The sequence below is a fragment of the Cobetia sp. BMC6 genome, from assembly GCF_029991385.1.
In the GTDB taxonomy this organism is placed as follows: Bacteria; Pseudomonadota; Gammaproteobacteria; order Pseudomonadales; family Halomonadaceae; genus Cobetia.
The window spans coordinates 49,563-63,395 of the sequence record NZ_JAKUMF010000007.1; the positions used below are offsets into that span (position 1 = coordinate 49,563).

Genomic DNA, 13,833 nt, shown 5'->3' on the forward strand with positions numbered 1-13,833 from the left:
TGATGACGACTTCCCATCGCATGGGCCGTATCCTCATTCTGGGGGGTAACGGTCAGGTCGGCTTTGAGTTGCAACGCAGCTTTGCGCCCTTCGGTGAGGTGAGTGCACCGCGCCGCAGTGAACTGGATGCCAGTGATCTAGCCGCGGTATCAGCCTGGGTGGAGGCGTATCAACCACAGCTGATTTTCAACGCCGCCGCCTGGACGGCCGTCGACAAGGCAGAAGAGGAGCGCGAGGGCGCTATGCGCCTCAATGCGGAGCTGCCTGCCCTGTTGGCCGAGAAAGCCACTGAACTCGACGCCACCCTGGTGCATTATTCGTCGGACTACGTCTACCCGGGAGATGGAGAGCAGCCGTGGCGTGAAGACAGCCCGACAGCGCCGCTCTCCGTCTATGGCGAGAGCAAGCTGGCCGGCGATGAAGCGGTATTGGCCAGTGGCTGTCGTCACCTGGTGTTCCGCACTAGTTGGGTCTATGCCGCTCGCGGCAACAACTTCATGAAGACGATGCTCAAGCTGGGGCGTGATCGCGATGCGCTGAATATCGTCAATGACCAGATCGGAGCTCCGACGCCGGCGCGTCTGATCGCCCAGCTTACTTGTGAGGCACTGCGCCAACGGATCGACTCTGGGCTTTATCACATGGCGCCGCAGGGTACCACCAGCTGGCACGGGTTCGCCCAGAGCATCTTCCGTCTGGCCATCGCGCAGGGCGAAACGCTGGCGATCGACCCCCAGACGCTGGGTGGCATCCCGACGGCAGATTACCCGACGCCTGCGACACGCCCTCTGAATTCGCGGCTTGCACTCGAAAAGCTGGAGTCCGCGCTCGGCCTTACGCTGCCGGACTGGCAATCTCAGCTGGCCTTGACGCTCCAGGAGCATCTGGACCGCTGAGACCGGGACGTCTGCAATACTGCAGGATCATGTTCAGTGCGTGGCAATCCGCGGCACCTGATCTTCTCTGAATAGAACGCTACACGTCGATACGACAAGGACTTTTGATATGGCGCGCAAGGGCATCATTCTCGCCGGTGGTTCCGGTACACGTCTGCATCCGATCACTCGGGGTGTTTCCAAGCAACTGTTGCCTATCTATGACAAGCCGATGATCTTCTATCCGGTCTCTGTCCTGATGCTGGCCGGTATTCGCGAGATCCTGATCATCTCCACCCCAGAAGACCTGCCGCAATATGAAAAGCTGCTGGGCAATGGTGAGCAGTACGGCGTGCGCTTCGAATATGCCGTGCAGCCGAGCCCGGATGGCCTGGCGCAGGCCTTCATCATCGGTGAGGAATTCATCGGTGATGATTCGGTCTGTCTGGTGCTGGGTGACAACATCTTCCACGGTCAGCACTTCTCAGATCAGTTGAAGCGTGCGGCGGACCAGCCGAGCGGCGCGACGGTCTTCGGCTACCTGGTGCAGGACCCGGAGCGCTTCGGTGTCGTGGAGTTCGATGAGTCCGGCAAGGCGATGTCCATCGAGGAGAAGCCGCTGAAGCCCAAGTCACCGTATGCCGTGACTGGCCTCTACTTCTACGACAATGATGTGGTCGAGATCGCCAAGTCTGTTGAGCCGTCCGAGCGTGGCGAGCTGGAAATCACCAGCATCAACAATGCCTATCTGGAACGTGGTGACCTGCGTGTCGAGCGCCTGGGTCGTGGCTTCGCCTGGCTGGATACCGGTACCCATGACAGCCTGCTGGAGGCTGGCCAGTACGTGCAGACCATCGAGCATCGCCAGGGCTTGAAGGTGGCGTGTCTCGAAGAGATCTCCTGGGCCAATGGCTGGATCACCGACGAGCAGCTTGAGGAGCAGGGTACGGCACTCAAGAAGACCGGTTACGGTCAGTACCTGCTCAAGCGTCTGGATGACAAGCGCCGCGGCAATCAGTGACGCAGCGATCGATGACATAGCCTGCAGTGACACGCCCTGCAATGACATGTCCTGCAGTGAAATTTCATGATGAGCTGTGTCATGCCTTCGCTACGAATTGGCTAAAGGCAATGCTAATGTAGTCAGGCTCCCGCAGTCGTCCCGACCATGACGACGACTGCGGGAATTTTTATGGCAGGCGGTTATAGCTTCTCTGGCGAGCGGTGATATGACGGTGAGGTATGTAATCTTTGTGGTGTATCGTGTCAGTCGACGCCGTCAGTGCCGCAGGACCGCTTGACGAAATATGGCTTGGCAAAGAGCTAGCTGGATGAGAAAGGCAATGAGCCACCTCGCTGCCAACGCTATTTCTGTCCCCGACAAGGAGCAATTCCCGCATGAATTTCGAAAAACTCGCCATCCCGGATGTCGTGCTGCTGACCCCGCAAAAATTCGGAGACGAGCGCGGCTTCTTCATGGAGACCTTTCGCCAGAGCGAATTCGTCGAGCACTGCGGTGATTACACCTTCGTGCAGGACAACCATAGCAAATCCCGACAGGGCATTCTGCGTGGACTGCACTACCAGCTGAATCAGCCGCAGGGCAAGTTGGTACGTGTCACCCAAGGGGAAGTCTTCGATGTGGCCGTCGACATGCGCAAGAGCAGTCCGACCTTCGGGCAGTGGGTAGGTGCACACCTGAGTGAAGACAATCAGCAGATGCTGTGGGTGCCACCGGGATTTGCTCATGGCTTCTATGTCATCAGCGAATCAGCCGAATTCCAGTACAAGTGCACTGACTATTACGCACCGGGTGATGAGTATTCGCTGAAATGGAATGACCCCAGCGTGGGTGTCGAGTGGCCGCTGGTGAATGGTGAAGCGCCGCAGCTGTCGGGCAAGGATGAAGACGGTGAATCTTTCGAGACGGCTGCTGTCTTTGCATGACGTGAACGGCATCATGCCAGTCAGGGAAATTTTCAGCTCGAACGCTATGGATGGGTGAGAAGATGAAGAATACTCGTCAGGCTCTCAGGGAGTTCGGCGCCAGTTTCATGGGGCCGGCCTTCCTGGTGTATGCAAAGGCAGTAGAAGCGCAAGGTGCGGGACGTGTACCGGTGTGTCTGGCCCGTGAGGGCTGGTGCTTCGAGCGTCTTCTGACGCAGCTGCAGGTACGCAACCTGGTGACATTCGAGCACTCACCACGGTATCTCAAGGTTTCTCGTACGCTACTGTTCCGGGCCAATCTCGGGGAAGACTTCCTCTGGCCTCTGGCGCTTGGCAATGATTTTGAAGGCGGCATGCTGGATCTGATGCGTAAGCGTTTCGGTTTGCAGATGCATGAGGCCTTCAGCGTACTGCCAGCCGAATTGCTGCAGACACACGTCAAGCTCCCCGAACAGCAGGATGATGTCGTCACATGGCTTACACCGCATCTTGAGCGTTTGAAGGCGCTGGTCGCACCGACACGACAGGGCGTGATGGCCTACCTGAAGGCGCTGGGTCTGACAGATGGGGCTGCGCCGGTGATGCTGGACCTTGGCTATTCCGGCACGATCCAGAAGCTGCTGACGCGCATGCTCCAGCGCGAGACCTTCGGTCTCTACTATGTGGCGACCAAGCCAGGCAAGTCCTTGCAGGGCGGGGCGACAGCCAATCTTGCCGGTGTCTTCCGTGAGGGCGTCAGCTGGGGCGACGGTTATCAGATGCTGGATCGCTCGTTGCTGTTCGAATCGCTGATGACGGCGCCGCATGGACAGGTGGTGGATGTGCGTCAGGACAGCGATGGTGGCTTCGAATTCTGCTATGGCCGCCAGGCGGCGACGCAGCGTCACTTCCAGGACATGCAGGAAGTCTTCGATGGCGCCATCGAGCAGGTGGCGGAGTGGTTGGCGGCGGGGGTCAGCTTCACGCCGGAGGAGGTCGAGCAGATGTATGAAAACTTCGCGACACGTCAGGGGGCCATTCCGCAATGCGCGTGGCATCTGTTCTTCGTCGACGATGACTTTTCGGGCAATGGCATCTTGAACCCGTTGGCCCTTTTCAACATCTGATCGAGAGCTTTCATGAACCCGCTCAATATCTTCTCCAATCGTAATTCTGCATCACTCACCAAGACACAGCGCCGGGAATTCGAGCAAGCCGAAGCCTTAGGCCTGTTCGATGCCAGCTGGTATCAGCAGCGCTATGGTCAGAAATTCTCCTCACCGGCACATGCCTTCAAGGATTATCTCCACAAGTCACGCTTCGCGCCGATTCACCCTTCACCGGCATTCGATGGTGAAAGCTACCATCGCATGTATATGGACGTGTTCTACGACCAGCAGAGCCCGCTGTTCCATTATCTGAAGAATGGCAAGCGCGAAGGGCGTCAGCATGTGCCCTTGACGCCACGCTGGATACCACAGACACGCATGCCTCTGGACACCATGCTCACCGAGGCAGCCAGCCAATTGAAGATGGCGGTCTGTCTGCATATCTTCTACGAGGATTTTCTGGAGCGTTTCGCCCATGCGCTGGATGACATGCCAATCCAGGTGGATGTTCTGCTGACGCTTGCCAAGGGTGTGAATGAATCCCTGGCACGCAAGACGTTCGAGAAGCATGCCTGCGTCAGACATGTCGAGATTCGTCACGTGCCAAATCGTGGGCGCAACTTCGGTCCGCTGCTGGTCGAGTATGGCGATGTGCTTGCGCAGTATGACCTCTTCTGCCACCTGCACTCCAAGAAGTCCCTGTACTCGGGACGGGAACAGACCCAATGGGCCGATTACCTCACTGAATTTCTGCTGAGTGACAAGTCAGTCGTCAAGCGCTCGCTCAATGCCTTCGCTGCTGACGAGACTCTCGGTGTCTATTACCCGACGACATTCTGGATGATGCCCAGTTGGGTGAATCATCAGACCATGAACAAGGGCTTCATGCGCGAGTGGCAGCAGGCGCTGGAGATCGATCATGTCAGCGACTTCCTGAGCTATCCCGCAGGCGGCATGTTCTGGGCACGCCCACATGCGCTCAAGGGTATTGTCGGCAAGGACTGGAAGTACGAAGACTTCCCCGAAGAGCCGTTGCCCAATGATGGCTCCAAGCTGCATGCGCTTGAACGTATTCTCGGCGCTCAGGCGGAAAACCTGGGCTACCGTCAGTTCTTCTATTATCCGTCCGGTGGCGATTTTACGGTTGACCAGAGTTACATCACCGCGAGTTATCACGGCTCCATCGAGCAGCACATGCCGGCCATCCAGGCGCACCAGATCATCAGCTTCGATGTCTTCGATACGCTGGTTCGTCGCGAATTCACCGTACCGGATTATGCCAAGCTGAAGTTGGGCAAGTGGCTGGTGGAGCAGGGCATCGCCTCCTCAGCTCATGATTTCGTGAAGACGCGCAATGAGGCGGAGTTTACACTCCGCAAGCGTGCCAACTTCCAGGGGGATATCCGGATCGACGCCATCTATGACGAATTGGCGGATGTGTTCAAGGTCAGCAAGGATGTCGCACAGGGCTGGATGCAGCGGGAATTCGAGCTGGATCTCGCGATGATCAAGCCCAAGGACGAGATGGTGGAGCTGTTCAATCATCTCGGCTCTGCAGGACATGTGCTGTGGGTCATCTCCGACACCTACTACACGCGTGACCAAGTCGGTCTGATGCTGCGCAAGGCCGGTATCTCGGCGGCTTACCGTCTGATGGTGTCCAGCGAGAAAGGCAAGCGCAAGGACAGTGGCACCATGTGGGCGATGGTCAAGGAGGACCTGGCTCGTGAAGAGGGGCAACGTCATCTTCATATCGGTGACAATGTCGTGGCCGATGCACAGCGCCCAGGCGACATGGGCCTGGCGACCTTCCATATTCTTCATCCGATGGACAAGTGGCGCGCCCTCGGAATGCCGGACGTCCTGAGGGGCGATGAGGCACTTGATGAAGCCCAGATTCTGAAATGGGGCGCTCTGGTAAGCCAGATCGGCCGCAACCCGTTTATTGGTGAATGATGAAAAAAGACACACTGTACCTTCATGTTGGTTGGTCCAAGACGGGGACATCTGCTGTTCAGTCGCAGATACAGGCACAACATGAGGATTTCCTTGCCAAGGGAATCCTCTATCCGCAATCTCTGCAATGGCCTGATCACTCTCATCATCCCTTCGCGTTGTCCTTCAAAGGTAGTGGCGCCTATCAGAGCGACATGTCACCAGCGGATGCCCTGGAGAAGTTACGTGTAGAGATGCAGGCAAGCTCAGCTGCAAGCGTATTGCTGTCTTCCGAGCTGTCGCCGATGTATTTCAACAACCCGCGGTTCAAGGTATTCGTCGCGGAGCATTTCGAGACGGTCAAGGTCATCTTCACAGTGCGCCCGCAGTCGGAGCTGTTGTTGTCGCTGTTCAATCAGTTGGTGAAAGACCCCAACATCCGCTACGGGGCGTCACTGTTCACCCTCGCCATGCGCAATGTGAGCTGGTTGAACTATCTGAATCACGTTCGTCAGTGGGAAAAGCACGTCGGTGGAGAGAACCTCTCCGTGATTCCCTATAGCCGACAGGTGGTACAGGATTTCCTGGCATCTTTCGGTATCGAGTATCGTGCCGGTGCCAATCAGGCCGATGAGACTGCAATCATCAACCCCTCGCTCCCGACACGTTGTCTGCCGCTGGTGCAGCGATTCGGCCGTGGCCAGATGGGCAATGCAGAATTCGCGCGCCGCCGAGACAAGATCATCTCCCTGTCGAAGGCACTGGATGCCGAGCAGGACAAGCATGTGCTGTTCACGGTCGCGGAGCAGCAGGCCTTTGATGCCCACTTCAAGCAAGGTAACCAGAAGCTGATCGAGTGGTTCGGTCTACCGGCCGAGAGCCTCAACAAGTCTGGCTATCAGCCGATCAAGGTGTTGCCAGTAGACCAACTCTCGATGGAGGACTTGGGATAATTTTATATTACAAAAACTCTTTTAGTCGCACTAGGAAAGATTAAATATAGATTATATTGCTACAAAGAATTAACTGTAAAATATGATTTAGGTAAGCGTAATTAAGCGCACAAGCTTTTATAATTGTTCAGTGATCTTGTGCCTAACTTTGATTAAAGCTATATTACTCATTAAATAACTAATTTTAAAATTATATAGGTGCTGTTTATGATTTTTCAAATAGGTTTCAACAAAGCTGGTACAGGGTCTTTATACTGGTTCTTCAAAGAGAATGGCTTTAATGCAGCGCACTGGGAACATGGTGAAGTATCGAAGAGAATCTTTGACAATCATAATCTTGGTCAACCATTGTTAAGTGGGTTGGAACATTACGATGTATTCACAGATATGGAGCATTACGAAGGTAATGGTGTATTTCGGTATGTAGCTATGGAGTTGATAGAACAACTGATAGAGCAATATCCCAAAGCATTGTTTATATTTAATACTCGAAATAAAAACGCATGGCTTAAAAGTAGAATTAATCATGACGAAGGCTCATACTTAAAACGGGTCTCAGATGAAGGCGGTCATGATATAGATGCTGTTATAAGCAGGTGGGGCATGGATTATGAAAAACATACTTCTAATGTCTTAAAGCTGTTTATTGGTAATCCTCGATTCCTGTATTTTAATATTGATACGATGAATAATGACACCTTAATTAGCTTTCTAAATAATAACGGCATCGAAGCTGATGCAAGTAAATGGAAGCATAGACATAAAACTAAAAATAAAAAAGTTATAAAAAACCCGGAAAAAAATGCAGATATTTTACGGGACTTGGCAATTTACTTTGAAGATAAAAGGCCTGCGGTCGCATTGGAGCTTATTATAGAAGCAAAAAAGATACGGCCTGGAGGTAAAACTATCAACGATAAATATTCGGAAATCAAACGTAAAGTCGAGAAATAGAATTCTTGGAGTATAGCTATGAAAGATAACGACTTTACTAACAGTGCAGTTGTTCGTGTTTGTGCTATTGCTAAAGATGAAGGGCCCTATCTTGTAGACTGGATTTATCATCATTTATACTTTGGATTTGATCAAATACATATCTATGTGAATCGTACTACAGATAACTCCTTATCTATCCTACAGGAAGTAAGCGAAAAATACCCACAGGTTACTTATGAAACTATAGATTGGTTAGATTACTGTGATGTACAAGTCTCCAGTAAATTACAAAACATCGCATATGCAAAAGACCTTAGCTTTGCATTGGAGAAACATGTTGACTGGTGGTTGTGCATAGATGTGGATGAATATTGGATTCCCAGTGATTTTAAAACATCTATAAAAGATTTTTTAAAGAAGACTAGTTCTGATAGTTGCCAACCAATCTGTTTCCAATGGCACTGTGAGGTTGGTAAGAATGTACCCTTCACATTCTTGGACAATCAACATGGCTATTTTATTCCTCCCTTAGTGAAAACTATTACACCTATTAAGTACATTAGTATTAAAAATGTAAGGGTTCATGTGCCCGTGTATAATGGTGATGTATCTCCAGTTGATGCAAACGGTAAGCGCATAGAATTCGACAAAACTATAGATCAACATACTACTAATGTTATGCGCAGACCAAAAAAGGCCTATATCGTTCATCGTATGTTTAGATCAGAAGTTGAATATACCGCTTTGTTATTAAGGGGCAGGCCATCTCAGCCCTTGTCGATTAAAACCAATCGTCCAGGGTATAAACCTCATGATTGGGATAAAATAAATAGATATTTTGACTGGCCGAAACAAAATTATCTTGGTTATATGAATTCCCGCTCCAGCGCTATTGCTGAGCTAGATATTGATTTATACGTTAAGTCTGATATGGCGTCTATTAAGTTGAAGTCGGAGAAATCAATCGGACTGCTAAAAAAACTGATAGCTAAGGGTGATCCTGAAGCAATAAAAGTGGCTAATGGCCTTACCATACTATAGTAATTTCTATCTAATTGTCGGGGCTCGCCTGATTGATTACCCGCCTGTGGAAAAGCTCGGGCCGCCTTTTTGCCAATCTTTCATGTCTGATATCGGCGCCTGATGATGTAATGCTTTCTGCTGGATGCAGTGATTGTAGAGCCAACAGTAACGCTTGAGTGTCTGCTCCAGATCCTCCCTCGATTCTTAGCTTCGAGTCGTCAGCACATCGCTGATACGGCCATTGAAGCGCTCGACCATCCCGTTGGTTTGGGGGTGACCCGGACGGATGAGCCGGTGTTCGACATGATGCTTGGCACAGGCCTTGTCGAAAAGATGGCTTCCTGTCGGCTTCCGTTCACCGCCCGACGTGAAAAGAGCGGTGAAGCACTTTCCATTGTCTGTCAGCACCTTCTGAACCTTGAACGGTGCCTTGTCGATAACGCGATGGAAGAACCCATCTGCGTCTTTCGCTGACTGGCTGGAGCGCACCTCAAGATAGACCCAGCGCGTGGCGCGGTCGATGGCCACGAACAGGTACCGCCGCTGGGTCTCATCGGGCAACTGCGGCGGGTATTTGATGTCGATATGCAGGTAGCCTGGCTCGTAGTTCCGAAATGCCTTGGGAGCCTGCTTGTTGTCCTCTTGGTCCTGGCGTGCCAGCTCGGCAAGCGTCGGCACCTGCCGTCTTTTCAGCATCCGGTGCAAGGCTGCGCGGGAAAGGGTCGGATGAAGAAGCTCACGAGCCACCACGAGGAGATCATCCAGCCCCAGACGAAGGAACGTTCTGGCGGCGATGAGCACTTCTTTCTGCTCCCTGTTGAGGGTGGCCAGGAGGTTATGGCGCGTGTGAGGACGATCATAGACGTCGTCTCGATGCCGCCACCGACGGATGGTCATATCGCTCACACCAAAGCGCTTCGCCAATATCGTGTCCGGGATGTGGGCAGGAGCGGCCTGGATCTCAGCGCGGACCTTGGGTGTGGTAGTCGCTTGCTTATGAAGCTTGATGTCCATCTCGATGCTCCTGAACGAACTGACGAATAAGCCCTCTGGCAGCAAGCGAAGCATAGCTTATTCTAGTCAATTGAACATCCGAGACCCTACACCAAGCAATGTCGAGATTTTGATACTACATGAAGATTATACGTAAGATATTCACTTCATCTTCGGGTTTATCTACAGATTATACACCTCCTTTGGATTTGGTTATTCATATAGGATCACCTAAAGCAGGTTCTTCAGCAATACAACGCTTTATGCTAAGTTCTCGAGAATCTGTTGAAAGAATTGGTTACTATTACCCTGAGCATAATATAGATAAGAATGGTGTGTCGGGTGGACATGGCAGATTATCTATGGCGTTAAGCGAAGGTGATGTAGACGAGGCAGAGGCGCAGCTTGAGAAATGGCTGAATTATTCTCGAAAGAAAGGTCTAATACTTGTACTATCATCAGAGGCTTTTTTTTATCAATCAGAGTCGATGGCGAGATTACTTCATGAAAAATTGCGGTTATCTCCTGACGCTATTCGCGTAATTGCTTTTGTTCGTGCACCTGTAGACTATCTTCTGGGAAACTATAACCAAGGGATCAAGCGTCATGGACACTCACGAAGTTTCTACAGTCAACTTGTCCCGGTTCTTCAGAATAATAATCCCAGTAATCTATCGGGTGGTCCATTGCTTCAGTGGGCTGATGCTTTTGGAGACGATAACTGCCATTTTCTTACCTACCAGAAGCCTGCAGATAGTACGCGACAGATTGAAGCAATTTTTCTGGAAGAGCTAGGAGTTCCAATTTCAGAGATAATTGCACTGCTTCCTGAAAGAAAGATTACTAATCGCAGCTATGTACGGTCTGCGCTAGAGCTTAAGCGTATCTTTAATACAGTCCTAACCAGGCTTCCTTCTGTAGTTGGTCAACAGATTGACTGGGCTTTGCAAGAGTATTCAGATCTCCATCCTGATGAAGGCTCTATTGGGAGTCAGGATATTCCGGCTGTACTTTACAAGGACATTAATGCGAAATTTCTTTCGGCGATGGAGCCGGCTTTGAAGAGATTCCCGTCTCTTGATCGCAAAATATTGTTCCCGCCTCAACCTGCGAAAGATAGTTTTACGGCGGATGTTACTAACCCCTATCGGCCACTGGCCTATCTTGAGGATCAATATTCTAAGGAGCTTGATGCCATCAGAAAAGCAGCTTGGACACAATATAAAGAGGGCAACCAAGGCTATACTTTTCTGAAATTGCTTGACTTACTTGGTATCTCCTTTGAGGAGCCAGTACCACTTCAAGGATTGAGTGCTCGCACCCGCGGTATCATTGCGAGTGGCAAGAGGAAGGAAGCTGATCGCCTTCGAGAACTGGGTGTCTATTTTGAGCAACAGGGGCTCTTGGATGATGCCTTGTTACTGCTTGAAAAGGCCTTGGAAGCTCGCCCAGGGGGGGAAGGAATTAAGAAAATTAAACGACGTATCGTACACAAGAAATCGGTCTTGGAGAAGATGAATGATCCTGATATTTCTGTACACTAATGCTCTCCCAGACGATGCAGTTACTAGCTTTATCTAAAGTAGCGGGCGATTTTTAATCATATAGTCGTTCGACATGAATTGTTTCTGTCATCTGTTACCTCTAATGGAAGAAAGTTTTGCCGACAATACCATTTCTGGAAGGATCACAGCTTCAGTCCTCCGCTGCCAAAGCCCCTACCTTTCTTTCACTGCCTCTGCATATCCGCGTACCGCGTTACCTGCGAATCGATAGTGACCTTGCGCCTCTTGACGATGGGGAGTGGCGTTCGCTTTCCAGCACACCCGCTTTTCTCTGGGAAGGGCCTCGGCCGTTGCCAGGCTGGAACATGGTCGAAATAGACATGGAGCGCTCAGTCACCGGGGCTGCGGCGGTCATCACTTTTGAAACGGTCGATCGAGTTCATACGGTGGAGTTGCCGCTGAGAGCAGGCAAGATCACGCGTCGCATGCTGAGAGTGCCACGTGGAGTAAGACGTATCACACTATGTCCCATCAACAGCCGTGGCACTTTCCGTCTCAAACATTTCAGGCTGGTATGGCTGACACCACGCTTTGCAAAAGATCGATTAATACAGCGCTTGGCCACTAATCATCGCGTCTGTAGAGGGTTGAGCAGGAAAGAAATATTATCGCTACTTGATCATGAAGCTCATACGCATCGTCTAACATGGAAGGAGATAGCGCTAGATTACTATGATTCGACGTTTTTGCATTTCAATCCCTGTATTATGTCAGATTACTCTAAGTGGGTTGGAATGGTCGAATCACCGGGACTAAGCCTGACGAATGTTACCGCTACTGCTCGCTCAGCGGCTGAAAGCGATGTTGATATAGTGTTCAGCCTGGGAATGCTGATTGATGAAAATGTCAGCGAGGAAGCCTTTGGCAATAGTCTAGCGAGTCTGGTAGCTCAGACGCATATACAGTGGGAGTTAGTGGTCTCAGCGACGAACAAGGCCGTTCAGCAGCATGACTGGTTAGTTGTCGCCTGCGAGAGTGATGTGCGCGTCAGGCTGCTGACAGAGGAGGAGAGCTCATCCGATGGCGTAGCGGGCCAGATTGAAGCAATCAGCAGCGAGATGCTGGGGGACTGGGTCGGGTTGATGACGGTGGGTGCTGCACTCGCTTCTGAAGCGCTGTCACGCTTCGTAGAGTTGTTGGGGGAGATGCCGCAGGCCGGTTTTCTGTATTGCGATGAAGATCGTCTTGATTCGGCTGGACATCGCCATTCACCGAACTTCAAGCCTGGCTGGAATCCGGATCTATTGCTTTCCAAACCGTATCTGGGGCATCTGGGGCTTTGGTCTCGTGAGCAGTGGCAGGTCTGCCGCCATTCTCTGGGGACGGGACATGCCGCGACAGTGGACACTGCCGATCTTATCCATCAGCTGGCACTGGAGATGATTGAACCGGCTCACGAGAGCCATCAGTCGCTGGCGTGGCGGGTTCCCCAGGTACTGGTGCATGTTCCCGACAATTATCTTCCCTTAGCAGTGTCCGACCAAGGAAGCTGGGGGACACGGCATCTGGCACGTGTGAGCGACTACCTTGCACGCCATGATGTGGCGGCTGTCGCTGAACCGGGCAAGGTATTGGTAGAGGCCAAGGATGATGTCGGAGAGAACGTCCGCGTGAGATGGCAATTGCCGGAATCACAACCCTTGGTATCGTTGTTGGTCCCCACCCGGGACGGGGTAGAGATTCTCAAGCCCTGTGTCGATGCCATTCTTGCGCATACCGAGTATCGGCATTTCGAGTTGTTGATTCTCGACAATCAAAGCTGTTGCCCGAAGACTCTTGAGTACATGCGTGACGTGGTCAGACGCGATGAGCGTGTGCGTGTGCTGCATTGGGACGCGCCGTTCAACTATTCGGCGATCAACAATTTCGGCGCCCGCGAGGCGCGCGGCGATATCATTGGCCTGGTCAACAATGACATCGAGCCGATAAATGGTGAGTGGCTGACGGAAATGGTATCGCAGGTATGCCGTCCGGACATCGGCTGTGTCGGTGCCAAGCTCTATTATCCCAATGACACGATCCAGCATGCCGGGGTGATTCTGGGACTTGGCAGCATTGCCGGACATGCCCACCGCTTCTTCAACCGTGATGAAGATGGTTTTCAGGGGCGACTGAAGGCGACCCAGAACCTGTCTGCGGTTACTGCTGCCTGCCTGCTGTTGCGTCGTTCGGTCTTCGAAGAGGTCAATGGCCTCAACGAGCAGCATCTGGCGGTTGCCTACAATGACGTGGATCTATGTCTCAAGGTACGGGAGGCTGGCTATCGCAACCTCTGGACGCCTTACTCCGAGCTGTATCATCACGAATCCATCTCGAGGGGGGCTGATGATACGCCGAAGAAGCGAGCACGCTGGCTCTCTGAATGTGAGTACATGCGCACTACCTGGGCAGAGCAGCTGGATAATGATCCGGCCTACAACCCCAACCTGACTCTCGTCCACGAAGACTTTTCGTTACGCTGAGCAGGGTGCCGGCCCGTAATGCCCGTAGCAGCCTACTGAACACCGTTTCGCAAGGA

10 protein-coding genes and 1 pseudogene are annotated in these 13,833 nt (G+C 52.0%); 10 read left to right on the plus strand and 1 reads right to left on the minus strand.

From position 1 onward, the window contains the following. The first annotated feature begins 2 nt into the window (after positions 1–2). The 8 genes from rfbD to MKZ40_RS13120 all read left to right on the plus strand — a co-directional run bounded on the left by rfbD (position 3) and on the right by MKZ40_RS13120 (position 8,775). Complete coding sequence (rfbD, locus tag MKZ40_RS13085) at positions 3–896, plus strand: dTDP-4-dehydrorhamnose reductase (protein WP_254627179.1); 894 nt, start codon at positions 3–5, stop codon at positions 894–896. Between the two features lie 109 nt (positions 897–1,005). After that, positions 1,006–1,896, plus strand: a complete 891-nt coding sequence (gene rfbA / locus MKZ40_RS13090) for a glucose-1-phosphate thymidylyltransferase RfbA (RefSeq protein WP_175090428.1) — start codon at positions 1,006–1,008, stop codon at positions 1,894–1,896. 377 nt (positions 1,897–2,273) lie between these two features. Continuing rightward, positions 2,274–2,822, plus strand: a complete 549-nt coding sequence (gene rfbC / locus MKZ40_RS13095; protein ID WP_175090427.1) for a dTDP-4-dehydrorhamnose 3,5-epimerase — start codon at positions 2,274–2,276, stop codon at positions 2,820–2,822. A 62-nt stretch (positions 2,823–2,884) separates the two neighbouring features. Next, entirely contained in the window at positions 2,885–3,928 is a 1,044-nt protein-coding gene (locus tag MKZ40_RS13100; protein WP_175090426.1) for an HAD family hydrolase, read from the plus strand. A 12-nt stretch (positions 3,929–3,940) separates the two neighbouring features. Further along, positions 3,941–5,866, plus strand: coding sequence for a rhamnan synthesis F family protein (locus tag MKZ40_RS13105; protein WP_175090425.1), 1,926 nt, complete (start codon positions 3,941–3,943; stop codon positions 5,864–5,866). Between the two features lie 194 nt (positions 5,867–6,060). Then, positions 6,061–6,798, plus strand: coding sequence for a hypothetical protein (locus MKZ40_RS13110; protein WP_175090424.1), 738 nt, complete (start codon positions 6,061–6,063; stop codon positions 6,796–6,798). Between the two features lie 207 nt (positions 6,799–7,005). Next, on the plus strand, positions 7,006–7,752 hold the full coding sequence (locus MKZ40_RS13115; protein WP_175090423.1) for a sulfotransferase: 747 nt from the start codon (positions 7,006–7,008) through the stop codon (positions 7,750–7,752). Positions 7,753–7,770: 18 nt separating this feature from the next. Next, complete coding sequence (locus tag MKZ40_RS13120) at positions 7,771–8,775, plus strand: glycosyltransferase family 2 protein (protein ID WP_175090422.1); 1,005 nt, start codon at positions 7,771–7,773, stop codon at positions 8,773–8,775. A gap of 10 nt (positions 8,776–8,785) precedes the next feature. Here MKZ40_RS13120 and MKZ40_RS13125 read toward each other — a convergent pair. Then, positions 8,786–9,771: pseudogene (locus MKZ40_RS13125) on the minus strand (IS481 family transposase). Between the two features lie 119 nt (positions 9,772–9,890). Here MKZ40_RS13125 and MKZ40_RS13130 point away from each other — a divergent pair. After that, complete coding sequence (locus MKZ40_RS13130; RefSeq protein ID WP_175090421.1) at positions 9,891–11,294, plus strand: hypothetical protein; 1,404 nt, start codon at positions 9,891–9,893, stop codon at positions 11,292–11,294. Positions 11,295–12,049: 755 nt separating this feature from the next. Then, positions 12,050–13,777 (plus strand): glycosyltransferase, encoded by a 1,728-nt coding sequence (locus MKZ40_RS13135; protein ID WP_282627922.1) that lies wholly within the window; start codon positions 12,050–12,052, stop codon positions 13,775–13,777. The last annotated feature ends 56 nt before the right edge of the window (positions 13,778–13,833 follow it).

Excerpts from the sequence above, each read along its gene's own strand:
- rfbD (WP_254627179.1), top strand. The coding sequence starts at position 3 with ATGACGACTTCCCATCGCATGGGCCGTATCCTCATTCTGGGGGGTAAC.
- rfbA (WP_175090428.1), top strand. The coding sequence starts at position 1,006 with ATGGCGCGCAAGGGCATCATTCTCGCCGGTGGTTCCGGTACACGTCTG.
- rfbC (WP_175090427.1), top strand. The coding sequence starts at position 2,274 with ATGAATTTCGAAAAACTCGCCATCCCGGATGTCGTGCTGCTGACCCCG.
- MKZ40_RS13100 (WP_175090426.1), top strand. The coding sequence starts at position 2,885 with ATGAAGAATACTCGTCAGGCTCTCAGGGAGTTCGGCGCCAGTTTCATG.
- MKZ40_RS13105 (WP_175090425.1), top strand. The coding sequence starts at position 3,941 with ATGAACCCGCTCAATATCTTCTCCAATCGTAATTCTGCATCACTCACC.
- MKZ40_RS13110 (WP_175090424.1), top strand. The coding sequence starts at position 6,061 with ATGTCACCAGCGGATGCCCTGGAGAAGTTACGTGTAGAGATGCAGGCA.
- MKZ40_RS13115 (WP_175090423.1), top strand. The coding sequence starts at position 7,006 with ATGATTTTTCAAATAGGTTTCAACAAAGCTGGTACAGGGTCTTTATAC.
- MKZ40_RS13120 (WP_175090422.1), top strand. The coding sequence starts at position 7,771 with ATGAAAGATAACGACTTTACTAACAGTGCAGTTGTTCGTGTTTGTGCT.
- MKZ40_RS13130 (WP_175090421.1), top strand. The coding sequence starts at position 9,891 with ATGAAGATTATACGTAAGATATTCACTTCATCTTCGGGTTTATCTACA.
- MKZ40_RS13135 (WP_282627922.1), top strand. The coding sequence starts at position 12,050 with ATGGTCGAATCACCGGGACTAAGCCTGACGAATGTTACCGCTACTGCT.